Annotated in this window: 26 protein-coding genes; 25 read left to right on the top strand and 1 reads right to left on the bottom strand. The window is 44.5% G+C overall.

The window, feature by feature from the left end; translation table 11 throughout:
- Positions 1-3 precede the first annotated feature (3 nt).
- The 25 genes from sigF (at position 4) to ACPW7N_RS03420 (ending at position 24,716) form a co-directional block, all read left to right on the top strand.
- Positions 4-759: an RNA polymerase sporulation sigma factor SigF gene (gene sigF, locus ACPW7N_RS03300; RefSeq protein ID WP_425649586.1), complete on the top strand. Its 756-nt coding sequence runs from the start codon at positions 4-6 to the stop codon at positions 757-759.
- Positions 760-869: 110 nt separating this feature from the next.
- Positions 870-1,484 (top strand): stage V sporulation protein AA, encoded by a 615-nt coding sequence (locus ACPW7N_RS03305; protein WP_425649587.1) that lies wholly within the window; start codon positions 870-872, stop codon positions 1,482-1,484.
- Complete coding sequence (locus ACPW7N_RS03310; protein ID WP_425649588.1) at positions 1,481-1,900, top strand: stage V sporulation protein AB; 420 nt, start codon at positions 1,481-1,483, stop codon at positions 1,898-1,900. Before ACPW7N_RS03305 ends, ACPW7N_RS03310 begins: the two co-directional genes overlap by 4 nt.
- Before the next feature lie 92 nt (positions 1,901-1,992).
- Complete coding sequence (gene spoVAC / locus ACPW7N_RS03315; protein WP_425649589.1) at positions 1,993-2,466, top strand: stage V sporulation protein AC; 474 nt, start codon at positions 1,993-1,995, stop codon at positions 2,464-2,466.
- 31 nt (positions 2,467-2,497) lie between these two features.
- On the top strand, positions 2,498-3,526 hold the full coding sequence (gene spoVAD, locus ACPW7N_RS03320) for a stage V sporulation protein AD (protein WP_425649590.1): 1,029 nt from the start codon (positions 2,498-2,500) through the stop codon (positions 3,524-3,526).
- Positions 3,526-3,876 carry a stage V sporulation protein AE gene (gene spoVAE / locus ACPW7N_RS03325; protein ID WP_425649591.1) on the top strand — a complete coding sequence of 117 codons (351 nt, stop codon included), beginning with the start codon at positions 3,526-3,528 and terminating at the stop codon, positions 3,874-3,876. Before spoVAD ends, spoVAE begins: the two co-directional genes overlap by 1 nt.
- Positions 3,877-3,900: 24 nt before the next feature.
- Positions 3,901-4,503 (top strand): stage V sporulation protein SpoVABEA, encoded by a 603-nt coding sequence (gene spoVAEA / locus ACPW7N_RS03330; protein WP_425649592.1) that lies wholly within the window; start codon positions 3,901-3,903, stop codon positions 4,501-4,503.
- Positions 4,469-5,935: a spore germination protein gene (locus ACPW7N_RS03335; RefSeq protein ID WP_425649593.1), complete on the top strand. Its 1,467-nt coding sequence runs from the start codon at positions 4,469-4,471 to the stop codon at positions 5,933-5,935. Before spoVAEA ends, ACPW7N_RS03335 begins: the two co-directional genes overlap by 35 nt.
- 149 nt (positions 5,936-6,084) lie before the next feature.
- Positions 6,085-7,410, top strand: coding sequence for a diaminopimelate decarboxylase (gene lysA, locus ACPW7N_RS03340; protein ID WP_425649594.1), 1,326 nt, complete (start codon positions 6,085-6,087; stop codon positions 7,408-7,410).
- A 175-nt stretch (positions 7,411-7,585) separates the two neighbouring features.
- Entirely contained in the window at positions 7,586-9,853 is a 2,268-nt protein-coding gene (locus ACPW7N_RS03345; RefSeq protein ID WP_425649595.1) for a GGDEF domain-containing protein, read from the top strand.
- A gap of 52 nt (positions 9,854-9,905) precedes the next feature.
- Positions 9,906-10,334: a peptidylprolyl isomerase gene (locus ACPW7N_RS03350; RefSeq protein WP_425649596.1), complete on the top strand. Its 429-nt coding sequence runs from the start codon at positions 9,906-9,908 to the stop codon at positions 10,332-10,334.
- A 159-nt stretch (positions 10,335-10,493) separates the two neighbouring features.
- Positions 10,494-11,855: a choice-of-anchor I domain-containing protein gene (locus tag ACPW7N_RS03355; RefSeq protein WP_425649597.1), complete on the top strand. Its 1,362-nt coding sequence runs from the start codon at positions 10,494-10,496 to the stop codon at positions 11,853-11,855.
- 149 nt (positions 11,856-12,004) lie between these two features.
- A complete protein-coding gene (locus tag ACPW7N_RS03360; RefSeq protein WP_425649598.1) occupies positions 12,005-12,667 on the top strand; it encodes a site-2 protease family protein in 663 nt (220 codons plus the stop codon).
- A 51-nt stretch (positions 12,668-12,718) separates the two neighbouring features.
- Positions 12,719-13,477, top strand: coding sequence for a segregation/condensation protein A (locus ACPW7N_RS03365; RefSeq protein ID WP_425649599.1), 759 nt, complete (start codon positions 12,719-12,721; stop codon positions 13,475-13,477).
- A gap of 22 nt (positions 13,478-13,499) precedes the next feature.
- Positions 13,500-14,096, top strand: a complete 597-nt coding sequence (gene scpB, locus ACPW7N_RS03370; RefSeq protein ID WP_425649600.1) for an SMC-Scp complex subunit ScpB — start codon at positions 13,500-13,502, stop codon at positions 14,094-14,096.
- A 76-nt stretch (positions 14,097-14,172) separates the two neighbouring features.
- The gene (locus ACPW7N_RS03375; RefSeq protein ID WP_425649601.1) at positions 14,173-15,360 is read left to right on the top strand and encodes a D-alanyl-D-alanine carboxypeptidase family protein; all 1,188 of its coding nucleotides are present in this window, start codon (positions 14,173-14,175) and stop codon (positions 15,358-15,360) included.
- Entirely contained in the window at positions 15,353-15,943 is a 591-nt protein-coding gene (locus ACPW7N_RS03380) for a nucleoside recognition domain-containing protein (protein ID WP_425649602.1), read from the top strand. The genes ACPW7N_RS03375 and ACPW7N_RS03380 overlap by 8 nt, the downstream gene beginning before the upstream one ends.
- An 11-nt stretch (positions 15,944-15,954) precedes the next feature.
- Positions 15,955-16,488, top strand: a complete 534-nt coding sequence (locus tag ACPW7N_RS03385; RefSeq protein ID WP_425649603.1) for a spore maturation protein — start codon at positions 15,955-15,957, stop codon at positions 16,486-16,488.
- Between the two features lie 114 nt (positions 16,489-16,602).
- Entirely contained in the window at positions 16,603-17,325 is a 723-nt protein-coding gene (locus ACPW7N_RS03390; protein WP_425649718.1) for a pseudouridine synthase, read from the top strand.
- A gap of 125 nt (positions 17,326-17,450) precedes the next feature.
- Positions 17,451-17,975 carry a thiol-disulfide oxidoreductase ResA gene (resA, locus tag ACPW7N_RS03395; protein WP_425649604.1) on the top strand — a complete coding sequence of 175 codons (525 nt, stop codon included), beginning with the start codon at positions 17,451-17,453 and terminating at the stop codon, positions 17,973-17,975.
- A 13-nt stretch (positions 17,976-17,988) separates the two neighbouring features.
- Positions 17,989-19,626, top strand: a complete 1,638-nt coding sequence (gene resB / locus ACPW7N_RS03400; protein ID WP_425649605.1) for a cytochrome c biogenesis protein ResB — start codon at positions 17,989-17,991, stop codon at positions 19,624-19,626.
- A gap of 37 nt (positions 19,627-19,663) precedes the next feature.
- Positions 19,664-20,905 carry a c-type cytochrome biogenesis protein CcsB gene (gene ccsB / locus ACPW7N_RS03405; protein ID WP_425649719.1) on the top strand — a complete coding sequence of 414 codons (1,242 nt, stop codon included), beginning with the start codon at positions 19,664-19,666 and terminating at the stop codon, positions 20,903-20,905.
- 64 nt (positions 20,906-20,969) lie between these two features.
- Positions 20,970-21,686 (top strand): response regulator, encoded by a 717-nt coding sequence (locus ACPW7N_RS03410; protein WP_425649606.1) that lies wholly within the window; start codon positions 20,970-20,972, stop codon positions 21,684-21,686.
- A gap of 1 nt (position 21,687) precedes the next feature.
- On the top strand, positions 21,688-23,457 hold the full coding sequence (locus ACPW7N_RS03415; RefSeq protein ID WP_425649607.1) for an ATP-binding protein: 1,770 nt from the start codon (positions 21,688-21,690) through the stop codon (positions 23,455-23,457).
- 125 nt (positions 23,458-23,582) lie between these two features.
- Complete coding sequence (locus tag ACPW7N_RS03420) at positions 23,583-24,716, top strand: HAD family hydrolase (protein ID WP_425649609.1); 1,134 nt, start codon at positions 23,583-23,585, stop codon at positions 24,714-24,716.
- A gap of 61 nt (positions 24,717-24,777) precedes the next feature.
- Here ACPW7N_RS03420 and ACPW7N_RS03425 read toward each other — a convergent pair whose 3' ends face one another.
- Positions 24,778-25,053: a hypothetical protein gene (locus ACPW7N_RS03425; RefSeq protein WP_425649610.1), complete on the bottom strand. Its 276-nt coding sequence runs from the start codon at positions 25,051-25,053 to the stop codon at positions 24,778-24,780.

Raw genomic sequence — 25,053 nt, forward strand, 5'->3', positions numbered from 1 at the left:
GCCATGGGAGCAGATATAAAAAACGCCAGTCACCCATTTCTGACGAACGAACAAGTTAAAGAGTTGATCGCCAAAAGCCAAGCTGGTGACAATGATGCCAGAGAACTTCTCGTGAACAGCAATATCCGATTGGTCTGGTCTGTTGTTCAGCGCTTTATTAACCGTGGATATGAAGCAGACGATCTGTTCCAGATTGGCTGCATCGGACTCTTGAAAGCTGTTGATAAATTTGATCTAGCGTATGACGTAAAATTCTCAACGTATGCTGTTCCCATGATTATCGGTGAAATCCAACGGTTTCTCCGGGATGATGGCACGGTCAAAGTGAGTCGTTCGCTAAAGGAAACAGCAAACAAGGTTCGACGAGTGAAGGATGAATTGTACAAGGTATTTGGTCGGTCACCTACCATTGCAGAGGTTGCTGAAGCTTTATCGATAACGCCAGAAGAAGTTGTATTTGCCCAAGAAGCTAGCAGGGCGCCTTCTTCGATCCATGAAACCGTATTTGAAAATGATGGAGATCCCATTACGCTAATTGACCAGATTGCCGATGAAAGCATTGGGAAGTGGTTTGACAAAATTGCCCTCAAAGATGCAATCAGCAGACTGACTGAAAGGGAACAACTTATCGTCTATCTGCGTTACTACAAGGATTTTACGCAATCTGAAGTAGCTGAAAGGCTGGGAATCTCACAAGTTCAGGTATCCCGTTTAGAAAAAAGAATTCTCCAAACCATAAAAGGCCAGATTGAGCAATAGCTCACTGGCTTTTTTCTTTTGACGTGTAAGAAAGGCTTTATTTATAAGACATCAAAAACAACACATACTAGTTGAAAATGGCCATAATCAAGGAAGAGAGGGGAAGACCGTTGGATCAACCTTTATTCCTGAAACTGCGAAAAAAGCTAGCCGTGAAGCCGCATGCTTTGATTCGTTTGGGAGACATCTGCCAATTGTATTGTGATGGGCTGCAAGAGGAAACCATGCAGAAACTGCCTGTTTATCAGGTGAAACCTGAGGATGGCGACCTGATCATTATCGATATCATGCAAGTGATCAAAAGGCTGAAGTCCATTTATCCGGATTTGACAATAGAGATTCAAGGCTCACCTCAGATTATTGTTGAGGTGAATAATCCACGTAAAGCTCCAAATGTCGTCATGGTTGGATTGGTGTGGTTGATTCTTTTTGTCGGTTCCGGCTTGGCAATCATGAATTTTCATACCGATGTGAGCATGCTGCAAGTACATCAGCGCATCTTTTTTTTACTTACGGGACAGTTCAATCATCAGCCTCTTCTCTTGCAAATCCCCTATTCGATCGGGGTGGGATTAGGGATGATCCTGTTTTTTAATCATATTTTCCGGAAACGAATTAACGAAGAACCGAGCCCGCTTGAGGTTGAACTGTTTTTATATCAACAAAATGTAGATCAGTACTATATCCAGCACGAAAATAAAGAAAATGAGCGGACGAAGCCATGAGTATCACCTTATCATTGCTACAAATCTTGATTGGAGTGGCTGGAGGGTTTGCGGTCGGCAGTGGATTAGTCGCATTTATCACTGTGCTCGATATCATTCCACGGCTAGCCCAACTAACGAATTCACAAACGTTTGTCAGAAGTTACGAATGGGCTCTGGTTCTTGGTGCCCTTTTTTTTACCTTGATTGATTTCTTTGAGATCGTCTTGCAGCTTCCCGTGGCAATTCTGATCTTCATTGGACTTTTGGCGGGGGTCTTTATTGGAACCTTGGCTGCCGGACTGACAGAAGTGCTTAACGTTTTCCCGATTCTCGCAAAACGTCTGGAGATGGAGCGCTACATTCTCTTCTTCCTGATGGCGATGGTGTTTGGAAAGGTGATCGGTTGCATTATCCAGTGGATCTTTCAGTTATGATTTGGCAATGGTTGACACTAATAGAAAGAAAGGTTAGCGAAAAAAATAAAGTTAATTAGCGGCATATCTTCTATGCAGAGAGGGAGAAAAAAATGGCAACCAAAACGAAGGATGCACGGATGGAAGCAACCCAGCAATTGTATCAACAGAGAGCCTCCAAATTTCGTCCCAAGCGTGACGTATGGAAGAACTGTTTCCGAGCCTTTTGGGTGGGGGGAAGCATTTGTTTCGTTGGGCAAGGCCTTCAAAATTTTTATATAAACTTCTTTGATTTCACGGAAAAAACGGCAGGCAACCCAACCGTAGCTACTCTTATCTTTATTTCGGTTCTACTTACTGGTCTGGGAATCTACGACAATATTGGTCAGTATGCCGGTGCGGGGTCTGCCGTGCCTGTAACTGGTTTCGCCAATTCGATTGCGTCAGCAGCAATTGAACACAAGAGTGAAGGATATGTATTGGGCGTGGGTGGCAATATGTTCAAGCTTGCCGGTTCTGTTATTGTGTTCGGGGTAGTAGCTGCCTTCATAGGCGGTATTATTAAAAGTTTGCTTGGGTGGGTGTAGCAGGTACAGGTAACAAGGAGGGGTGATTAGGATGGTTTCTGTTACTTCTAACAACGCTCGGGTCAGCCGACAGACATGGCAATTTACAGAAAATGTGCGAATACAATCCTCTTCAGCCGTCGGAGGTCCCAAAGAAGCGGAAGGTCCGCTCGCCTCGTTTTTTGATAAAACGTATGATGATCTGTATGCAGGACAAGAGACGTGGGAGAAGGCAGAGAAACAACTGATGGAAGATGCTGTCCGGTATACTTTGCAAAAAGCGAATAAAATCGAAAGTGATGTTGACCTCATCCTGGCGGGTGATTTGCTTAACCAGATCATTACAGCCAGTTTTACGGCAGAACAATTAAATATTCCGTTGATGGGTATGTTCGGGGCTTGCTCCACTTCCATGCTGACGCTAGCTAATGCAGCAGCACTCGTAAATGCAGGCTATGCCAAATATGTAGTTGCTGCATGCAGCAGTCACAATGCTACAGCAGAACGACAATTTCGCTATCCGACGGAGTACGGCGGACAAAAACCTCCGTATGCCCAATGGACGGTTACTGGAGCCGGAGCAGCACTAGTAGGTATTGGCGGCAATGGTCCGAGAATCACACATGCCACCATGGGCAAGGTCGTTGATATGGGAATCAAGGATCCATTTGATATGGGTGCAGCGATGGCTCCCGCTGCCATATCGACTTTGACTCAGCATTTTCGGGATCTGAATCGGAAGCCACAGGATTATGATCTGATCGTCACAGGTGATCTGGCAACTGTGGGGTACGCCATCGTCAAAGAAGACATGCAAACCCAAGGGTATGATATGGACAAGGTTTATAATGATTGCGGATTGATGATTTATTCTCCTGAGCAGGAAGTTTTCGCTGGTGCAAGTGGTTGTGCAAGCAGTGCGACTGTTACATACGGGTATATCATGAACCAGCTTGAACAAGGAAAACTAGGACGGGTGCTGGTAGTGGCAACAGGAGCACTGTTAAGCCCAGTGAGCTATCAGCAAGGAAATTCCATCCCATGTATTGCCCATGCAGTCGTTTTTGAAGGAGGGACATGATGGAATATATCATCGCTTTCATAGTGGGTGGATTAATTTGTGTTGCGGGTCAATTAATGATGGATGTGGGTAAGCTGACTCCAGCACATGTCATGAGTACGTTGGTAGTAACGGGAGTGGTACTTGATTTTGTAGGGATTTACGATCCTCTGATTGATTTTGCCGGTGCTGGTGCGACTGTTCCCATTACGAGCTTTGGGCATGCCCTGTATCATGGTGCTATTTCAGAAGCCCAAAAGCATGGGGTAGTAGGAGTCATTACAGGAATTTTCGAAGTGCCAAGTGCGGGAATCTCTGCTGCAATCGTCTTCGGCTTTCTTGCATCATTGGTGTTTAAGCCCAAAGGATAATGCGCAGAAAGGAGACATCAAAGGATGGTGGCAAAACGGCGCAAAGTTATTGTCATAACAGATGGAGATTACGTAGCCCAAAAAGTGGTTGAGGCAGTTGCTCGTCATGTGGGTGGGAGATGTATTTCTTTATCAGCGGGCAATCCTACCTCGTTATCTGGACCGCAAATGGCAGAGTTGATTACACAAGCTGCCAAGGACCCTGTGCTCGTCATGTTTGATGACAATGGCAACTTCGCCACTGGTCCCGGAGAACAAGCAATTGCTTATCTACTTACCCATCCATCGATCGAGGTCATTGGGGCAATTGCAGTCGCATCCAATACCAAAACCGTAGAAGGGGCCAAAGTACAGTATTCCATCACGAATGAAGGAAAGATTTTAGATGAAGCTGTAGACAAAGATGGTTATGCAGACAAGTCGTTAGAAAATCACATTTACGGAGATACGGTTGACGTTCTCAACAAATACAATATCCCTAATGTCATCGGAATTGGTGACATCGGGAAAATGCACGGGAAAGACAATGTCCGTTACGGTTGCCCGATCACTCTGAAAGCAGTTGAGTGGATTTTAGAAAGGAGTGAGACTAATGCAAACCAAAGAGAAACTGCCCCTGTCCAATAAAATCGAAGAAAACAAGGAACACATCAACAAAGTTCTTGGTGTTGGAGATAGTTTTGACGTTGGCCTGCATGAGATGGAGTATGACCACAGGCGGATATTACTTTACTATATTAACGGATTTGCAGACAGCGAGATTGTTACTCAAATCCTGAGAGATATGAACGATTTACGAAAAGGCGATTTGGAAGGAGATGCCGTTGATCTTCTTTACTACCGCTATATTCCCTTTTTCCAAATAACCAGAGTAAAGACTGCTGACGAATTGATTGATCGTGTGCTGGTAGGTCAGGTTGGATTGGTTATTGAAGGGGAAAACGAGGGACTCATCCTGGATGCGAAGTCATACCCGGGAAGGCAACCAGAAGAACCGGATCTGGAGCGTGTGGTTCGAGGAGCGCATGATGGGTTTACAGAAACGTTAGTCATGAACACGGCACTAACGAGAAGAAGGCTTCGGGATGAGCGGCTTCGTTTTCATATTATGAAAATCGGGGCACGATCCAAAACGGATGTGGCAATTGCGCATTTGCACGATGTAGCCAATCCCGAGCTTTTGGAGAAAATCAAGGACAAGTTGCAAAAGATCAAAATTGATGGTATTCCGATGGCAGAAAAAACGATTGAAGAATTTATTGTCGGGAAGTCATGGAATCCATTTCCTTTGGTGCGTTATACAGAACGCCCCGACGTGGCAGCGATTCATTTGTTGGAAGGTCATATCCTTATCTATGTAGATACTTCACCGAGTGTCATGATCACCCCGACTACCTTTTTTCATCATGTACAGCATGCAGAGGAATTCCGGCAACGTCCGGTCGTTGGAGCTTATTTGAGGTGGGTACGATATCTGGGAATCATCGCATCTCTGTTTTTGTTGCCACTCTGGTTGCTTTTGGTCAATCATCCCGGACTGATTCCCGAGCCATTGGATTTTCTGGGTATTAAGGAGAAGTCAGGGTCAATCCCATTGCTGGTTCAATTTCTTATTGCAGAGATTGGATTGGATCTGATGAGAATGGCTGCCATTCATACCCCGTCTCCACTTGCCACAGCGATGGGCTTAATCGCAGCGATTCTGGTTGGTCAGGTGGCTATTGATGTCGGCTTGTTCTCACCAGAAGTCATTCTCTATATCGCAGTTGCCGCAATTGGCACATTTGCAACTCCAAGTTATGAGCTCGGTTTGGCGAATCGGCTTGTACGCATATTCCTAACGTTGATGGTTGGATTTTTCTCGGTTACGGGTTTAATGATCGGACTAATTGTCGTCATTTTGACCCTGGCATTAACAAGATCACTCGATACGCCCTACCTATGGCCGTTTGTGCCCTTTAACTATCAAGCGATCAAAGAAGTTTTCTTCCGCATGGCAGTACCCATTAAAAACACAAGGCCTAGTATCGTAAAGCCACAGGACCCTTATCGACAATGAATATTTATGCATTTTGGACGAAACCCCCATTGTCAGGTAGGAAATGCACATGATATAGTAAATAACATATATAAGCAACTGACGGGTTCGTCAGTTGCTTTCTAGTATCCGGAAAACGGGATGAGAGGGAATTTAAGGAGGAACTGCAGATGTTTTTGCATGGCACGAGTCGCATTAATGAATTAGGTCATCTCGAAATCGGCGGTTGTGATACAACCCAGTTAGCTCAAGAGTTTAAAACACCACTTTATGTATATGACGAGGAATTGATTCGCAATAAATGCCGTGCTTACATGCAAGCCTTCAAGGAAAGCGGATTTTCTTTTCAGGTTGCTTATGCCAGTAAAGCGTTCTGCACCATGGCCATGTGCAAACTCGTAGAGGAAGAAGGGCTTTCCCTTGATGTTGTATCAAGCGGCGAGCTATATACAGCACTTCAAGCTGGTTTTCCTGCTGATCGGATTCACTTTCATGGCAACAATAAATCACTCGATGAGATCATCATGGGACTTGAAGCGGGAATCGGATGCTTCGTTGCCGACAATTTTTATGAACTGGCTATTCTTGCAGAACAAGCGGAATTGCGCAATCAGCCTGTATCTGTATTATTGCGTATCGCTCCTGGGGTCGAGGCGCATACACATGAATATATTTCGACTGGTCAACAAGACTCGAAATTCGGATTCGATGTAATCAGTGGCCAGGCATTGGAAGCCATTCAGTATTGTCAGCAGAGCAATTTCCTTGATTTGTTAGGTGTACATTCCCATATTGGCTCGCAAATTTTTGAGACAGATGGTTTTATCAAGGCGATCGAGCGCATTACCGAGTTGCTTGCCAGTGCCAAAGAACAATACAATTTTGAATCTACTGTGTTAAATGTCGGTGGCGGATTCGGCATTCGCTACGTGGATGGAGACACGCCGCTTGAACCAAAAGATTATGTGCAGGCGATTGTCACAACCGTTCGCAAGTCATTCGATGATTATAAACTTGCCATTCCTGAATTATGGATTGAGCCAGGCCGCAGTATTGTTGGCGATGCTGGAACAACCTTGTACCATGTCGGTTCGAGCAAGCATATTCCAGGCGTGCGCAAATACGTCTCTGTTAACGGCGGAATGACCGATAACCTGCGCCCGGCATTGTATCAGGCACAATATGAAGCAGCACTCGCCAATCGGATGAACGAAGCAACAACCGAAACTGTATCTATTGCTGGAAAATGTTGCGAATCGGGTGACATGCTGATTTGGGATGCAGCGTTGCCGCCTGTTCAGACCGGAGATATTTTGGCTGTTGCTTGTACAGGAGCATACGGGTACTCCATGGCTAACAATTACAATCGGATTGCACGTCCGGCAGTAGTTTTCGTCAAGCAGGGGAATGCACAGGTCGTTGTTGAGCGAGAAACGCTGGCCGATTTGGTCAAGCATGACCGCTTGCTCTCCTCAGCAGAACTGCAAAAACGGTAATTCATCTGCTTGCTTGAGTGAAAAAAGAGTTACTTTCTATTTGGAAAGTAACTCTTTTTTATTTCTCTTTTTGTCAGAAAAGTACTGATTTTATCGAATGTTAACAACCGATTCATAATTCCTTTACAGATCCTTGTCATAATGAACAAGTGAAATGAAGGGGGACTGTTTCTTCATGCTGCGATCGTTATTTCATCTATTCAACAAGACTCCGATTGTACTCTCCGAAAAAAAGTACAGACTACAGACGGTGATCAGTCAAACGTTTGCAACTGGTTCAACGGTGGTTTTATTTTACGTGGACATTGTCAAACTGACTGACATTGAACATCGATACGGTGATATGGTAACCAAGCGGATCATCCAACGTTTTGAACGAATCGTCATGAGTGCGGCCAAGCGAATATTTGGTATAAAAGGGAAACTGTTGGGAATCCAAAAGTTATTTGGCGATGATTTTGCCATTTACGCATCCTTTCCCAGAGGGTCAATTGAAGAGGATTTCCGTATGCTGTCAATCAGCTTTCAGCAACTGGTGGAATCCTTGTTAAGTGAACAGGTTGAATTTGTGAATAGAGAACATATCAAAGTTCATATTGGATATGCGGAATTACCTGGCAATGACATTGTGAAAGAAATGTATACATGCGTGAAGCATGCTGTTCATATGGCGAAATACGGACTAACGTCCGAAAAATACAACCTTGTCACCCAATTTCATCGTTTGCTCCAGGAAGAAGCTGTACACATGCTGTATATGCCGATCGTCTCCTTGCGAGATGGTGAGCCTTTGGGTTGGGAAGCACTTGCCAGAGGACCAGAAAATTCTCATTTTTTCTCTCCGGCCACTCTCTTTTCCTATGCAGATGAAACGGATAACGTGTTTCGATTGGAAAGCATTTGCCGCAGACGAGCACTTGAGAAGCTGCGCTATGTAGGAAAAAATGAAAAAATATTCATCAACTTGGACCCTCGTGCCATTGACGATCCTTATTTACTTCGAGGGACATTGTTTAAAGAATTGGAGGCATTGCAGCTTCATCCAAGTAACATTGTGCTGGAAATTACGGAGAGGCATGCGATCACGAACTACCGTGTGTTCCGTAAAATTATCGAAGAGTATCGGAAAAAGGGCTATCTCATTGCCGTAGATGATGCAGGAGCGGGCTATTCCAGCCTGGAGTCCATTGCAGAAATTTATCCTGATTTTATTAAACTCGATATGTCTCTAATCAGAAATATTGATATAGATACAATCAAACAGGCATTGCTTGAGACATTTGTCCAATTTGCCGAAAAGGTCAAGTGCAAGATTATTGCAGAAGGAATCGAAACAGAAGGAGAACTGCAGACGTTAATTGAGCTGGGTGTACCATACGGACAAGGATTCTATTTGGGCAAGCCGGCGAAAGGGCTGACACAGATCCCTGGCAATGCAATGAACTTCATCCGGGAGACACAAGAAAAGCGAAAAGAAAATCAGTCATATCGGGTAGATACCTCTGACATCGGAGATATCGTTACAAAAACCATCTTTGTCGATCGGGATACCAAGGTTCGCAAGATTCATCAAATTTTTGAGCAGAATAGAAGAATTGACAGCATCGTCATTCTGGACCAGCAGACGCCAGTAGGGCTTATCATGAGATTCCAGCTTTATCAGGTGCTTGGCGGCCAGTACGGAATTTCACTCTATTACGAACGGTCAGTCTCACACATCATGAATGTGAATCCGCTCATCGTCAACAAAAAGGACAAGATAGAAGATGTGGCACGCCGAGCAATGGCACGGGATGCTTTTCATTTGTACGATGTCATCATTATTGTGGACGCTGATAACCATTATGTGGGCATTGTAACAGTACAAAGTCTGCTGGATAAAATGACGACCATCAAATTGGAATTGGCTACTTTTGCGAATCCGCTGACAGGCTTACCGGGAAATCTGCGCATCGAACGGGAATTGTTCAAGCGCCTTCAAACACAGCATGAATTTATGGTCATTTATTGTGATTTGGATCGTTTTAAATGGTTTAACGATCAGTATGGCTTTGAAATTGGGGACAAAATCATCCAGCACACGGCACAGTTGCTGAGAGAAAGTGTGGTACATAACGGCAATTCGAATGACTTTGTCGGGCATATAGGCGGAGATGACTTTATTATTGTGACGAACGTGTATGCTGCAAAGGAAATCGCTGCGTATATCATAACTAGTTTTCCTACGTATTTTAAAGATATCGAAACAAAATACAGAAAAACGCTGGATGAGCCTCAATTATCAATCTCGCTTGCAGGGCTGATCTGTTCCAAACAACGTTATCAGAGTGTGATAGAAATTTCAGAACAAGCTGCTAAGCTGAAAAGAAGAGCAAAGCAACAACCAGGAAATGTATACGTCACCGACCATGATGAATCACCTCGCCTGATTGCGCTTGATTGAAGACGACAGAACGGATAAGATAGAGAGGATATTTATGTAAGGAGGCGCAACAATGAAAAAAGCAAAAATCACGTTAGAAAATGGTCAAGAAGTACTTTTGGATCTTTTTGATGAAGAAGCTCCAGGGACAGTAGCAAACTTCGAAAAATTAGTAAATGAAGGATTCTATAATAACCTGTCATTCCACCGTGTCATCCCTGGTTTCGTGGCACAAGGCGGATGCCCTTATGGCAATGGAATGGGTGGACCTGGCTACACAATAAAATGTGAGACTGCGGGCAATCCACACAAGCACCAAAGAGGCGCTTTATCAATGGCTCATGCAGGAAAAGACACAGGTGGAAGCCAATTCTTCATTGTGTATGAACCACAACCTCACTTGAATGGCGTACATACAGTGTTTGGTCAAGTGACAGAAGGCATGGAGCACGTAGATAAAATTCGTCAAGGCGAAAAAATGGCGAAGGTAGAGATTTTGTAAGTTTGGACTATAGCAAAAAAGAGCCTGTGATAGGGCTCTTTTTTTTTCTTCACACTGCTTTTACACAATTTTCATATGGGACAGGTATTTCCTTAATATTGCTATTTTATGATTTTGTAAAAATATGTCGCAACTATCATAAAGTAGGGAGTGTTTCGTTTGAAGACATGTCACAAGTCATTTGTTCATGGACTCGCATTGCTGATCGGGCTTGGAGGCTGGGGTGCCACTGTTCCCACTGTGATGGCAAATTCACCACAACCTCCTGCCAAAGTTCAGAAAGTTAGCCAGACCGAAATACAGTACATAACGAAATACCAGATGAAAGACAAAAAGGCAGAAATTGCAGCATCGACACCCGATGGAAAACAGTTGATTGTTACGCAAGCAGCGCAAGGGAGCATCTCCATCGTTTCTATCGCAGATCTGGAGCATATTGTGGAGAAACAAACCATTCGTTTTCAACAGCTTTCACCACGGGCAGAGGTTACTAGTACTGCTGTCACTCCAGATGGCAAATATGCGTTAGTTACAGTACGGACAGGAGACGATGTAAATACTCCAAATAAAGGATTGGTAGCAGTAGTAGACCTCCAAACCTATCAAACGGTAAAAACCTATCAGGTAGGCATCGGGCCAGATTCGATCGCCATTTCACATGATGGTAAGACAGCCGTCATCTGTAACGAAGACGAGGAACTTGATCCTGCACAAGAAAATGAAATTGATTATTCCAAAGTAAAGCGTCCAGGAACAATCTCGATCCTGTCCTTCCCGGATGGGGATGTGCTGAGGGGAACACACAAGGAGCTGTCTATACGACTTGATGGGCTTGGAAATCATGTCGTGTATCCGAATGATCCTCAACCCGAATACGTAGCGATCAGCCCAAATGATACGCAAGCTGCTGTTACCCTGCAAGAAAATAATGCGATCGCATTGATTGATCTAAAACAGCAACGCATAACCAAAATATTTGGCCTTGGCGTAACAAAGCATAAAGCAGATCTGAAAAATGACGGAGTCGTTTCATTTCAAAACGATCTCGTAGCCCGACCTGAATCAGATGGAATTACGTGGACATGGGACGGCAAATACATGGTTACTGCAAACGAAGGCGATCTCGGAAAAAATGAATTCAAAGACGGTGTGATGTCAGGTGGACGAAATATCTCGGTTTGGGATCAAACGGGAAGGTTGGTCTACGATAGCAAAGAGTTGATCGATCAGGCGAATGCAAAATCAAACCTGTATCCTGACAAGAGAAGCCCGAATCGGGGAAGCGAAGTGGAAAACTTGACGATTGGCGAAATCGGTACAAAGTCAATCCTTGCCGTAGCTTCAGAGCGTGGCAATTCGATTCTTTTCTTTGATCTTACGAAAACTGAACAACCAGAGTACCTGGGATTGCTTCCATCCGGTGGGGAGGGACCTGAAGGAATCCATAAAATTCACGGCAGGGATTTGTTCGTCAGTGCTGATGAGGAAACAGGTACGCTGAGCTTCTATGGAATCAAATAATTAATAAAATCAAGAGACCCGCAGGGCAGTAGCAAATGCTATCGTCATGCGGGTTTTGAATTCTCTCCCTTGTCTCACGTGGCTTGTGCTGTTATTCTAGAAGGTAGCATTTCGAGTTGAACGGAATGATTGAAATTCAGGAGGTTTACATGGATTTTGGAAATATATTTCACTTTGAATGGGAAACAGTACCGTTTCGTCTGATTGCTTTTGTGATCGCTTTCTCTCTTCATGAATGGGCGCATGCCTTTGTTGCATGGCGTCTGGGGGATAACACAGCGAAGCAGGAAGGCAGATTAACGATCAATCCGATACCGCATATTGATCCTTTTGGATTGATACTAATTTTGTTCGGTCCTTTCGGTTGGGCAAAGCCGGTTCCTGTCAATCCGTCTCGGTTTCGTGGAAATCGCCGTCTGGGGATGGTATACGTCTCGGCTGCAGGGCCATTGATTAACCTTGTGTTGGCGTTTTTATTCGCAATAGCATATATTTACTCTTATCGATCTGGAATCTTTGTAGAACCAATGGATAAATATACATTAGCATTAAAATACACCCTCGAGTTTTCTATTGGAATTAACTGCGGTCTGTTTGTCTTTAATCTACTGCCAATCAACCCACTTGATGGCAATAAAATCTTGCGTTACCTTACTCCTAGAAGCATGGATGGTTTTTTCCACAAGCTTGATTTATACGGTCCGTGGTTGTTGCTCTTACTGGTTTTTATCCCAGGGTTAAGTATCTTTCTACTTTTACCAATTAAATGGGTTGTTGATGGTGTGATGCAGACTGCACTTCTGTTTATGTAAAATATCCCTGCAACAACGGAGTTCATGAAGATATAAGGTAGGCGGATGAGTGTGTCATACAGCATCAAACTGGATTCTTTTGAAGGGCCACTTGATTTGCTTCTTCATTTGATCGATAAAGCAGAGGTGGATATTTACGATATTCCCATTGCTGAAATAACTGAACAGTATTTGCAGACGATCCATACCATGCAGGAGCTTCACCTTGAGGTGGCAAGCGAATTCGTCGTCATGGCCGCAACCCTTTTGTCGATTAAAAGCAAAATGCTGTTGCCAAAGAAAGAAGAGACCGTGTTTCAGCCGCTTTTTGATATGGATGTAGAAGAAGTCGATCCAAGGGACGAGCTTGTACAGCGATTATTGGAGTACAAGCGTTACAAGATCATTGCAGAAAACCTGCGTGAGATGGAAATCGGGCGGAGCAAGGTATTCACACGTCCTGCTGAAGATTTGACGCCCTATATACGAGCCGAAGAACCAACCGTGTCCAACGTAACGATCTACGATTTGGTATCTGCGCTGGAGAAGCTGTTCGAAAAGAAAAACAAAGCCAGAGAGCCACTTGCCAAAGTATCCCGAGATGAAATCTCGATCAAAGACCGAATGAAAGAAATTCGCCAATTGCTGAAGGTTGGCGGCGGTATGGTCCGATTCTCTCAACTGTTTGCAGAAGTGGCATCACGGACAGAAATTGTAACTACCTTTTTAGCCATTCTCGAATTGATGAAGGCAAAGCGGATTACTTGTGTTCAAAATCAGTTGTTTCAGGAAATTTTGATTTGTGACAGCCCGACGCAAGAGCGGTCATAGGAAGTGAGGGAATAGAGTTAGGATGGACTATGATCGAATTAAAGGAGTAATTGAAGGACTTATTTTTATTTCAGGCGACGAAGGAATCGAAGCGAAACAGTTGGCAGAAATTGTGGAACTGTCCGAAGAAGAAGTAATTGATCTCATCGAAGACATGAAGGCTGACTTTCGCCGGACGAACAGAGGAGTACAGATTGTGGAGGTAGCAAAGGCGTTTCAATTTACAACGCTTCCCGATCACGCCGTGTACTTCGAAAAGCTGGCCAGCTCACCTACGAATTCCACACTTTCTCAGGCGGCATTGGAGACCCTCGCCATTGTTGCCTATAAACAGCCGATTACCCGCTCGGAGATTGAAGAAATCCGTGGGGTAAAGTGTGAAAAGGCATTGAATACCTTGATCAGCAAACAATTGATTCGAGAGGTTGGTCGTGCAGAAGGGATCGGTCGTCCTATTCTTTATGGTACGACCAAAGAATTTCTGGAGCATTTTGGGCTTCGTCAGCTACAGGATTTGCCGGAGCCGCCTGTCAATCTTTCTGTTGAGGAAGCTCGAGAGGAAGTTTCCGCACTATTCTCCCATACACCACACACATCAGACGACAAGTCCGCTGAATAGATTTCGGTACTATCCGACGACCTGTCTCCATATACTTGGTACAAACTGAGCTTATCCAAGTAGTGGGGAGGACGTTATGAAATACCTGAATCGCATTTCCGGCGTACTCGTCGTTTTTCTTTTTTGCCATTGGCTTTTGACTCCGCCATCATCTGCATCTGCTGCTGTCAAACCGCCTTCGATTTCCGCAGAGAGTGCTGCTTTGATTGATGTGCAATCGGGCCGGATTTTATATCAAAAAGAAGGCGACAAAAAGATGCGAATCGCCAGTCTGACCAAAACGATGACAGCAATTGTGGCAATTGAGGAAGCGAACTTGCAAGATGTTGTGAAAGTCCCGAATGAAGCAGTGGGAGTGGAAGGGTCATCCATTTATTTGAAAAAAGGCGAGCAGCTCAAACTGGAAGAGTTGCTGTACGGGCTCATGCTTCGTTCAGGCAATGATGCTGCTGTTGCCATTTCTCATCACGTAGGTGGATCGGTTCCGGGGTTCGTCCATTTAATGAATGAAAAAGCAGCCATGATCGGGATGACTCACACGAATTTCAATAATCCACATGGCTTGGACGATAGCAATATGCATTATTCCACAGCAAATGATATGGTAAAGCTTAGTGCCTATGCGTTGAAGAATCCGACTTTCCGTAAAATTGTTTCAACCAAAGTAACCAATATCTCATGGGAAGGCGAGAATTGGGATCGTCGTTTGCAGAATAAAAACAAAATGCTCTACTTGTACAAAGGGGCAGACGGAGTGAAAACCGGCTACACCAAATTAGCAAAACGTTGCCTCGCCTCTTCTGCGACACGAGATGGACGTCAGTTAGCAGTAATTACTTTGAACGCTCCAGATGATTGGAACGATTCGTCCGAGTTGATGGATTGGGGATTTCAGCAGTTCCAGCAGGAGAAAATTATCAGTAAAGGGGCAGCAATTGGTGGCGATTTGAATATTGCTCCCATCAAAGAGGGTCTCAATCTTGTGACACTAAACGACTTTTTCTATCCGCTCAAAGCCGGTGAAAAGAGTCAAATTCATACGAACGTACAGCTTCTGAATAAAAATGTGCCCTTGGATAAGAACTGGATCGGTGAACATGTTGGTTACGTCCAGGTGTATCTCGACAAACAGCTGATAGGCAAAATTCCATTGATCGTCCAGGATGATCAAACCACATTCCAGCCGCTAGAAATAGCGACCAGCAAAGATACGTTTTGGGCGATTGTCTTGGAGGTACTGCTGGGAGGGTTCTATCATGCTTAACATGATCTGGCTGGGGCTCATTCTGATCAGCGTTGTGGTTGCAGCTGTGAACGGGAAAATTGAAGTAATCAGCCAAGCCTCCTTCGAAGGAGCCAAGACAGGAATTACCGTCTGCTTTGGACTGCTTAGCGTATTGATTTTCTGGATGGGAATCATGCGAATCGCCGAAAAGTCAGGGCTTTTGTCTGTCGTTGCCCGAATTCTTTCACCACTTGTCAGCAGGCTGTTTCCCGACGTACCAAAGGATCATCCGGCAATCGGCTATATTATTTCCAATATGAGCGCGAATTTGTTAGGGCTTGGGAATGCAGCGACACCAATGGGATTGAAAGCGATGGAGGAACTGCAGAAGCTGAATCCGAACAAACATGTTGCATCCCCTGCGATGTGTACCTTGCTTGCGATCAACACAGCGAGTATTACGCTGATTCCAACAACTATGATAGCGATCAGAATGCAGTACGGTTCAGTCAATCCTTTTGAGATCGTCGGAACAACCATTCTAGCTTCGTTTATCGCAACCATTGCAGCCTTATTGGCGGATCGATTTTATCGCAGACGATACTTGGGGCGCAACCGATAGGAGGGGGTCGTTTGTATCAGTGGATCTCACTCATCTCCGTTTGGGCGATACCCGTTATGATTTCCCTTATCCTGGTTCACGGTTGGTATAAGAAGGTGCCCGTTTACGAAACCTTCGTCGAGGGTGCCAGAGGTGGCTTGGTGACCACGATCAAAATTCTCCCGCATCTAGTGGCGATGATGGTAGCTATCACCTTGTTTCGTGAATCTGGAGCACTGGATCTTGTCCTAGCAGGAATCAGACCAGTACTTGATGTTATGCACGTGCCGGCAGAAGTTGTGCCGCTTGGCTTACTCCGACCACTCTCAGGAGTTGGTTCTCTGGCCATCGCCACAGATTTAATCGCCCAGTACGGACCTGATTCGCTATTGGGGCGACTGGCTTCAACGATGCAAGGCAGCTCAGATACTACGTTGTACGTCCTTACCGTCTATTTCGGAGCAGTCGGGATACGGAACGGCGCTTATGCGTTAAAAGTTGGATTATGGTCCGACTTCATCAGTGTGATTGCTTCAATCGTTGTTGTGAGCCTAGTTTTTTTGTAAAGAGTCACAAGAACTGCAACTTCCTCGTTTCAGGAGGAAGTTTTTTTGTTTTTCTTGTCCACAATGGTAGAAATGAGTATGATTGGTATGATGAGTGAAGAGGTGATTTACAAGATGGAACGCTTGCAAAAAGTGCTGGCACAAGCTGGAGTGGCCTCTCGCCGCAATTGTGAAGAAATTATCACATCTGGTCGGGTTATGGTTGATGGTGTCGTCATTACAGAACTAGGCACCAAAGTTGACCCCATGAATGCCCAAATACTTGTAGACGGAAAGCCAATCAAAAGAGAAAAATTCGTATATATTCTTCTCTATAAACCAACTGGCGTAATTACAAGTTTGCATGATCCACAAGGTCGAACGGTTGTAACTGACTTGCTGAAGGGTGTAAACGAGCGGGTATATCCGGTAGGAAGGTTAGATTACGATACGTCTGGCTTGTTATTGTTAACGAATGACGGAGAGTGGGCTAATCGCATTGCCCATCCTTCATTTGAATTGGATAAGGTATACCGTGCTTGGGTAAAGGGTATCCCTTCTTCAGCTCAAATTAACAAGTTAGCTACGGGGATTATGCTAGAAGATGGGATGACATCACCGGGTCAAGCAGCCATTTTGGAAACTGATCAAGTGCGGAAGAGAGCTCACATCGAGTTGACAATTCATGAAGGTAGAAATCGACAAGTTCGTCGAATGTGTGATGCGATCGGTCATCCGGTACTCACTCTCGAACGAGTCAAACTTGGCTTTCTGACGCTGGCCGGACTAAAAAAGGGAGAGTTTCGCTACCTATCCCAAAGTGAGGTCGATCACATGAATAAAGTATTAATCAAGTGAACTTTGTCGAAACCAAATGGAAAAGTGCGATCGTTCATAAATCGTTCACATCTAACGGTTCGGTGACAATTTTAGGGAAGCTATAATTAGTAAAGACAAACTAATCGGACAGGGGAATTAGTAGAATGGGTAAACAGAATCGAACCTGGCTCCGCGTGGCAATTCTCGCTGTGTTATTGGCTGCGCTCGTGTTTGCCGTTTATTCGAGTTTCAAAAAAGAAACTGGTACAGTACAGGTTGGAGATACAGCACCTAATTTCAGTTTACAGCAGCTTGATGGTGCACAGGTTAAACTGTCAGATTTGCGGGGAAAAGCAGTCGTCCTGAACTTCTGGGGCAGTTGGTGTGTGCCTTGTAAAACAGAAATGCCTGATTTGGAAAAACAGTATCAATTACATAAAAATGATGGTGTCGTATTCACTGGTGTCAACATCGGAGAATCCCCAATCACTGCAAAGCAATTTATCTCTCAAGTGGGAGTGACATTCCCGATCTGGCTTGATCAGCAGCGTGAGATTACTCGTCTTTACAATATTGGTCCCATACCGACCACCTTCTTTATCGATAAGAACGGGATTGTCAAAGACGTATTTATTGGGCAGATGAATGAACAGATCTTGCAAGAAAAGGTAGCTAAAATACTGCAGTAAGTGAGGAACACAAATGGATCAACGTAAATGTGAATGCGGACACACGAACCCTGTCGGAACCTTGCTTTGTGAGTCCTGTGGAAAGCCACTCGACCATGTCCAAGAGCAAGAAGTGGCAGCGTTTCCAGATATGCGATACGAAGGAATGGCACGGAGATCACAAACATTTAAATCTAGTGTGATCGATATGACTTGGAATTTTTTCTCGTCAGTGAAAATTGCCATTATCCTTATCATTATTACCTTAGTAGCTTCTGCACTGGGAACTGTATTCCCGCAAGAGAGGTATATTCCGGTTCCAGTACCTACTGAACTGGCTATTGCAGAGTTCTATGAGAAGACGTACGGTATATTGGGCAAAATCTACTATGTACTAGGTTTCCATAACATGTATTCTTCCTGGTGGTATGTTCTGTTACTTGTGATGATCGGTATGTCACTGGTAATTTGTAGTCTTGACCGTGTCATCCCGCTTTACAAAGCCTTGAACAAGCCACGGGTAAATCCACACTTATCCTTTTTGCGCGGGCAAAAGCTGTTTGGTGAGGCTGGCGTAAGCGAGGAAAAAACAAGTGATGAGATGCTAGCCAAAGCGAAGGCTGCCTTGCAAAAAAAGGGGTATCGCGTCTATCAGGAAGGGTCTTCTCTTCTTGGCGAAAAAGCACGATTCAGCAGATGGGGCCCATATATTAATCATATTGGTCTGATTCTTTTCTTGTTGGGTGTACTTTTGCGTGGTGTTCCCAGTTTTTATATGGACGATTTCGTCTGGGTACGTGAGGGTCAAACCGTCTCGATTCCCAATACGCCATACTACATCAAAAATGAGGCGTACAAGACAGAATATTATTCGGAAGACGAGTTCCCGGAAGCAATTGATCTGGATGGAAAAGTGGTTCCGAAAAATTTCCAGACAGATGCGGTTATCTATATTAACGAGAACGATAGCTTGCCTGGAGCACCTCCCCAATTGAAGGAGATCCAAAAGGGATCCATTGTCGTCAATCATCCCATGAGCGTAGGGGATATTCTTCTCTATCAATCGGGAAAACAAGAATCTCAACTGGGTGCGCTTAACTTCACTTTGGTCGACACCAAAAATGGCTCGAAGCCAGTTGGACCAGTCAAGCTTGATCTGTATTCACCAGAAAGAGATCAGCAGGTAGGAAATGGCTTCACAGTACGTGTACTCGATTATTTCCCTGACTTTTATATGGACGAAAATAAAAAGCCAGCAACCAAGTCGAACGCTCCGACAAATCCGATGTTTGCTCTCGAGGTAATATCTGCGGAAGATAAGGAATCGGAAAAACTGGTATATCTATCAGGTGGATTCATTTCACAGGATGACAAACCCAGGTTCATCCTTGAACTGCAAAAGCCTGACATCATGGACATCACCGGAATTATGGTTCGAAAAGATAAAATGTTGCCTTTGATTTACTTTGGATGTTTTATCGTGATGGTCGGTTTGGTCATGGGCTTTTACTGGCAGCATCGCAGAATTTGGGTTCACCTGGAAAATGGATCAGTATATCTTGCTGGTCATACCAACAAAAACTGGTTTGGACTGCGCCGTGAAATGGACTATGTTCGTGAACAGGCAGAACCATCATTAACTCTGGTAGACACTTCGCGTACCAACAAATAAAAACATGTGATTGACGTAACTCGTCATGAATGCACAGATGATAGGGAGGTACCAGGTTTTGATAATTTTGAGCGAAAACCTTCTGCTAACTGCGTTTATCCTTTACCTGCTTTCCACTCTTTTTTACGCAGTGGCTGTAACGGGCAAGAAATGGGCGAACAGTGACCCGCAGTCACATCAAAACAGATATAGTCGGATTGGATATTTTGTTGCCGTCGTCGGATTTTTGGCCCAGGGTGGATTTGTTATCGCCCGCTGGGTAGCTGGAGGTCATAGCCCGACGAGTAATATGTTTGAGTTTATGGCGTTTCTGGCTTTCTGTATCATTTTGGCTTTCCTGATCATTGACCGCATCTATTCCGTTTCTGTTTTGGGTGCGTTTGTTATGCCGTTAGGTGTCATTATTCTTGCTTACGCCAGCGTGTTCCCTAGAGAAGTGACCCCGTTAATTCCGGCTTTGCAGAGCTACTGGTTGCAAATTCATGTGACGACCGCTGCATTGGGAGAAGGTATTCTCGCCGTTGGTTTTGCCGGAGGTCTGATGTACCTCGTCCGAACAGTAAATCAGTCGGTTCGAAGTAAAAGCACGTTTTGGCTGGAAGTTGTCATCAGTGTCGTGTTGATGCTGATCGGCTTTATTTTAGCGGTAACGATTTTTGCCAGCATCGATAGACAGACAACCTTCGAATTCCCACAGCTGAAAGAAGATGGAACGGTTGAGCAAATGCATAAGGTAGATTATGTACTGCCTGCGATTGTTGCACCGAACCAGTCGAAAATCGTAAAAGAAGGTCCAATGAATCCATTGTTTGAAGCACCAACCTGGATGGAAGGAAAAGACGCTGCCAGAAAATTGAACACGATGATCTGGTCTGTTCTTTCGGGGCTAATTCTGTACGGCGGCTTACGCTTGATTACCCGCAAAAGACTGGGAGCAGCACTCCAATCGACAGTCGAGGATATCGATCCTGAATTACTTGATGAAATCAGCTACCGGGCGATCGCAATCGGTTATCCGGTGTTTACATTAGGTGCATTGATTTTTGCCATGATCTGGGCAGCTGAAGCCTGGGGAAGATTCTGGGGCTGGGACCCGAAAGAAGTTTGGGCATTAATTGTTTGGTTATTCTACAGTGCGTATCTCCATCTGCGTCTATCACGTGGATGGATTGGAACTAAATCTGCCTGGATGGCAGTAGCCGGATTCGTCATAGTGCTTATTACTCTCGTCTTCGTAAACCTGGTTATTGCAGGCTTGCATTCCTACGCAGGAGTCTAACAAACAGGATAGGCTGGAAGTAACCCAGCCTTTTCCTCCTATTTCTCTAATTGAGGTGAACTGTATGGAAAAAATTGCAAAAGTATTAGTGGTAGACGATGAAGAAAGAATCCGCCGATTATTAAAGATGTATTTGGAGCGAGAAAACTTCATTATTGATGAAGCAGAACACGGGGAAGAAGCAGTAGAAATGGCAGTGAAAACTGATTATGATATTATTCTTCTCGATTTGATGCTTCCAGGAATTGATGGAATTGAAGTATGTCAACGCATTCGTGAGTACAAGGCTACTCCGGTTATCATGCTCACAGCGAAGGGTGAAGAGACCAACCGTGTTCATGGATTTGAAGCGGGTGCGGATGACTATGTCGTTAAGCCGTTTAGCCCTAGGGAAGTAGTTTACCGTGTTAAAGCGATTCTGAGACGTGCTTCTGCTACAGCTTATCTCAAAACGGACAGCACAAGCAGTCATTCTATTCTTGTATTCCCTGAGCTGACGATTGATCATGATGCTCATAAAGTATTGGCGAGCAGCCAGGAAGTGAACTTGACTCCGAAAGAGTATGAACTTCTGCATTATTTGGCTTTGTCACCTGATAAAGTGTTTACTCGTGAAGAGCTGTTGAAAGATGTATGGCACTATGATTTCTTTGGAGATTTACGTACAGTAGACACGCACATTAAACGCCTTCGTGAGAAACTGAACAAGGTTTCACCAGAAGCAGCGCAAATGATTGCTACTGTCTGGGGTGTTGGCTACAAGTTAGAGGTGCCGAAATAAAGTGGATGTTATCTTTCGAAGTGTGGTTGGCAAACTGTGGATGACGATCATCGCCTTGTTTGCCGTCGTGTTAACGATTTTTAGTCTGCTGTTGGTTCAGTCCTTCGACAGCTACTATTTTCATAAACAGACGGAAGACTTGGTAGGCTTATCTCAACGCCTGGCAAAAACAATAGAAAAAGTCCCAAACAATCGTAAGCTGATGGAGTACTCAGCCAATCTCTGGGCAACGTATCGGACAGGATTGGTTGTAGTTGATGATGAACTTCACGCACTCAATACAACGACAGAAACACCTTTTTTACCTCAAATTACAGTGGAAGAGTTAATCGAACGCAAGGAGTTAGACCTAAGCAACATCATTGGCGGCAAGAAACCACATGCAGCAAGAATTGTCTTCAACAAAGAATCAGAAGAGTTTTCTGATCGCATTCAGATTTTAGCAGTTTCGGCTCCACTTACACTGGATCAAGGACAAAAGGGTGCTGTCATCTTATTTCAGCCTATTGAAGATTTTAACGGAACGGTTGCTGAAGTTCGCAAGTTGATATTTATCGTTGGCGTTATCGGATTTATACTAACCACGGTATTTGCATTCTTCCTGTCTTCAAGAATTACGTTCCCACTACGTCAAATGAAACAGACAGCGCAGAGCATTGCAGAAGGCGATTTCCAGGCTAAGGTCTCGATACGGTCAACCGATGAGATCGGGGACTTGGCGGCAACCTTCAATCGAATGGCTGGACGTTTGAACGAAGTGATACATGCCCTTTCAAAAGAGAAAGAGCAGCTCTCAAGCGTACTGAAAAACATGGTGAATGGCGTAATCATGATCGATGCCAATGGAAAAATTGTCGTGACCAACCCTCAGGCAGAACACTTCCTGCAGGACTGGGAATACGAAAATCAGGATGAACTGCCTGCACCGATTCATGATATGTATCAGCGTGTACTGCAATATGAAGAAGAGGTTCACGAAAGTATTCCTGTACAGGGCAGAGTATGGGCCGCAGTGATGGTTCCCTTGCATGATCGAGGGAAAGTAAGCGGAGGCCTGGCAATCGTACGTGACATGACGAAAGAGCACAAACTGGATAAATTACGTAAAGATTTCGTTGCTAATGTGTCCCACGAATTGCGCACGCCTTTGTCCATGCTGCAAGGATATAGTGAAGCGATCGTCGACGATATTGCGGCTGATCCAGAAGAACATAAAGAACTGGCCAAGATTATCTATGATGAGTCCGTACGAATGACCAAACTGGTGAATGAACTGCTTGATTTGGCTCGTATGGAGGCCGGTCATATCGAACTTTATAAAGATCCGATTCCGTTGCGCACGTATGTAGAGCGAATTCACCGCAAATTTACAGGGATCGCAAAAGAGCGTGGCATCGCCCTCGAATTGCATCACGAATCAAATGCAGAACATTTCCCGATGGATAGTGATCGAATCGAGCAGGTTTTGACCAATCTGATCGATAACGCTCTGCGTCACACACCTTCTGGAGGTACTGTTACCATTCGGGTAAAAGGAGAGAACCCGGTGGTATTGGAAATCAGTGATACAGGCAGCGGTATTCCTCAGGAAGACTTGCCATTTGTTTTCGAACGTTTTTATAAAGCAGACAAGGCAAGAACCAGAGGGAGAGCAGGTACTGGCTTAGGACTCGCCATCGCCAAAAATATTGTGGAAGCCCATGAAGGAACGATCTCCGTTCATAGCAAGCTGGGAGAAGGTACAACCTTCACGATTTCACTGCCGAATTAAATAGGAAAGATCCGAGTACGCCATGATAGTAAATATGGCGTATTATCGGTCATAGAAGGTAATCAGAAAATTTTTATTTTTCGATTTAAAAATATAGATAAAGAAACCTGGATAGGAGTGACAGCATGATCAAGACCATATTATTTGACGTAGACGGCGTTTTTTTAAGTGAAGAGCGTTATTTTGATGCATCTGCATTGACCGTTTGGGAGATGTTGCACAGCAAAGCGTATCTGGGCCTGTCAGGCGATACGTTTACACCTCAACCAGTAGAAAATACAATTCGTGACGTCCGTACAACAGTTTTTGCCCAGGATGAAGTACTCAATTTTATCAAATCTCGTGGTATCAATTCGAACTGGGACATGGTATTTCTCGCTTTCGGCTACCAATTGATCAGACTGTGCAAGCACCTTCAACAGAAGCATCCAGTGGAGATAAAAGAGATTCTGGCAAATCAAATTGATCGCAAGGAACTTGCAACGCTTGCAAGCTGGAATGAGGAACTGAGCGGTTTTGAAATTGATTATGCTGCGTTCACACCTGACTTTGCCAAAGGTGCTGCACAAAAAGCAGAAATGCTGTTATATCTCAACACCCTTGCAGAAGAGCATTGTGGTGTGAAGACAGAGATGTTTTCCCGCAACAGTGATTTATGGAAGCTGTGTCAAGAGACATTCCAGGAGTGGTATCTCGGTGATCAACTGGTCGAACAGTCCATTGGCCGCCCAACTTCCCAAGCCGGAAAGAAAGGCTTCCTGACCGATGAGATTCCGATCGTTGAACCAGCCAAAGTACGAGAGCTGTTGGTAGAATTAAAAGGTAAGGGGATTACGCTGGGGATTGGTACAGGAAGACCGACTATTGAGACACATGTCCCGTTAGAGGAACTTGGGTTACTCGAGTTGTTTGATGCCAATCGGATTGTTACAGCTAGCCACGTATTGGATGCAGAAAACGAGTTTCCAGAGGAAGCTCCTCTTGCCAAGCCTCATCCGCACTGTTATGTGAGAGGGTTGCTTGGCCTCGACAAGCCGATCGCAGATGTGATGAACTACTCTTTGCCGATAACCAATCCGAAAGAAGTTCTGATCGTTGGTGACTCACTCGCTGATTACTTGGCAGCACGTTCCATTGGCTGTCTGTTTGCGGCTACGCTAACCGGTTTGTCCGGGCAAGAAGCGAGAGCCAAGTTTGAACAGGAAAAAGCTGACTACATTTTGGATGATGTCAGCCAAATTCTTTCGATCTTTCAATAACGACAACAAAAATGCCGGCTACGTCATGTAGTCGGCATTTTGCATTTCCTGCTGTCTCGCGCTATTCCCAGGCAAGGGCTTCAATACAGCGATACTTAAAGGCAATCAACAGAAAAGGAATGTACATATCCTTGCGTACAATTACTTCATACACACCATCGTGATGAGAATAAAACATGGCGTCCGTATAATCTTTATTATCCTCAAAAAAAGACCTCACTTGTTTGATTCTCTTACGCATTTCTTCTGATTTAACTTTAATTCGAAACGTATAGTCAGAAGCATTTTCAATTTCTTGTACTTCAATCCGTGTATCGTCTAACGAATAGCGAACCAT

The organism is Brevibacillus nigriterrae (assembly GCF_049846925.1).
In the GTDB taxonomy this organism is placed as follows: domain Bacteria; phylum Bacillota; class Bacilli; order Brevibacillales; family Brevibacillaceae; genus Brevibacillus_H.

Excerpts from the sequence above, each read along its gene's own strand:
- ACPW7N_RS03420 (WP_425649609.1), top strand. The coding sequence starts at position 23,583 with ATGATCAAGACCATATTATTTGACGTAGACGGCGTTTTTTTAAGTGAA.
- spoVAC (WP_425649589.1), top strand. The coding sequence starts at position 1,993 with ATGGCAACCAAAACGAAGGATGCACGGATGGAAGCAACCCAGCAATTG.
- resB (WP_425649605.1), top strand. The coding sequence starts at position 17,989 with ATGGATCAACGTAAATGTGAATGCGGACACACGAACCCTGTCGGAACC.
- lysA (WP_425649594.1), top strand. The coding sequence starts at position 6,085 with ATGTTTTTGCATGGCACGAGTCGCATTAATGAATTAGGTCATCTCGAA.
- ACPW7N_RS03350 (WP_425649596.1), top strand. The coding sequence starts at position 9,906 with ATGAAAAAAGCAAAAATCACGTTAGAAAATGGTCAAGAAGTACTTTTG.
- spoVAE (WP_425649591.1), top strand. The coding sequence starts at position 3,526 with ATGGAATATATCATCGCTTTCATAGTGGGTGGATTAATTTGTGTTGCG.
- ACPW7N_RS03335 (WP_425649593.1), top strand. The coding sequence starts at position 4,469 with ATGCAAACCAAAGAGAAACTGCCCCTGTCCAATAAAATCGAAGAAAAC.
- spoVAD (WP_425649590.1), top strand. The coding sequence starts at position 2,498 with ATGGTTTCTGTTACTTCTAACAACGCTCGGGTCAGCCGACAGACATGG.
- resA (WP_425649604.1), top strand. The coding sequence starts at position 17,451 with ATGGGTAAACAGAATCGAACCTGGCTCCGCGTGGCAATTCTCGCTGTG.
- scpB (WP_425649600.1), top strand. The coding sequence starts at position 13,500 with ATGGACTATGATCGAATTAAAGGAGTAATTGAAGGACTTATTTTTATT.
- ACPW7N_RS03360 (WP_425649598.1), top strand. The coding sequence starts at position 12,005 with ATGGATTTTGGAAATATATTTCACTTTGAATGGGAAACAGTACCGTTT.
- ACPW7N_RS03375 (WP_425649601.1), top strand. The coding sequence starts at position 14,173 with ATGAAATACCTGAATCGCATTTCCGGCGTACTCGTCGTTTTTCTTTTT.
- sigF (WP_425649586.1), top strand. The coding sequence starts at position 4 with ATGGGAGCAGATATAAAAAACGCCAGTCACCCATTTCTGACGAACGAA.
- ACPW7N_RS03425 (WP_425649610.1), bottom strand. The coding sequence starts at position 25,053 with ATGGTTCGCTATTCGTTAGACGATACACGGATTGAAGTACAAGAAATT.
- ACPW7N_RS03390 (WP_425649718.1), top strand. The coding sequence starts at position 16,603 with ATGGAACGCTTGCAAAAAGTGCTGGCACAAGCTGGAGTGGCCTCTCGC.
- ACPW7N_RS03380 (WP_425649602.1), top strand. The coding sequence starts at position 15,353 with ATGCTTAACATGATCTGGCTGGGGCTCATTCTGATCAGCGTTGTGGTT.
- ACPW7N_RS03345 (WP_425649595.1), top strand. The coding sequence starts at position 7,586 with ATGCTGCGATCGTTATTTCATCTATTCAACAAGACTCCGATTGTACTC.
- ACPW7N_RS03310 (WP_425649588.1), top strand. The coding sequence starts at position 1,481 with ATGAGTATCACCTTATCATTGCTACAAATCTTGATTGGAGTGGCTGGA.
- ACPW7N_RS03410 (WP_425649606.1), top strand. The coding sequence starts at position 20,970 with ATGGAAAAAATTGCAAAAGTATTAGTGGTAGACGATGAAGAAAGAATC.
- spoVAEA (WP_425649592.1), top strand. The coding sequence starts at position 3,901 with ATGGTGGCAAAACGGCGCAAAGTTATTGTCATAACAGATGGAGATTAC.
- ccsB (WP_425649719.1), top strand. The coding sequence starts at position 19,664 with ATGATAGGGAGGTACCAGGTTTTGATAATTTTGAGCGAAAACCTTCTG.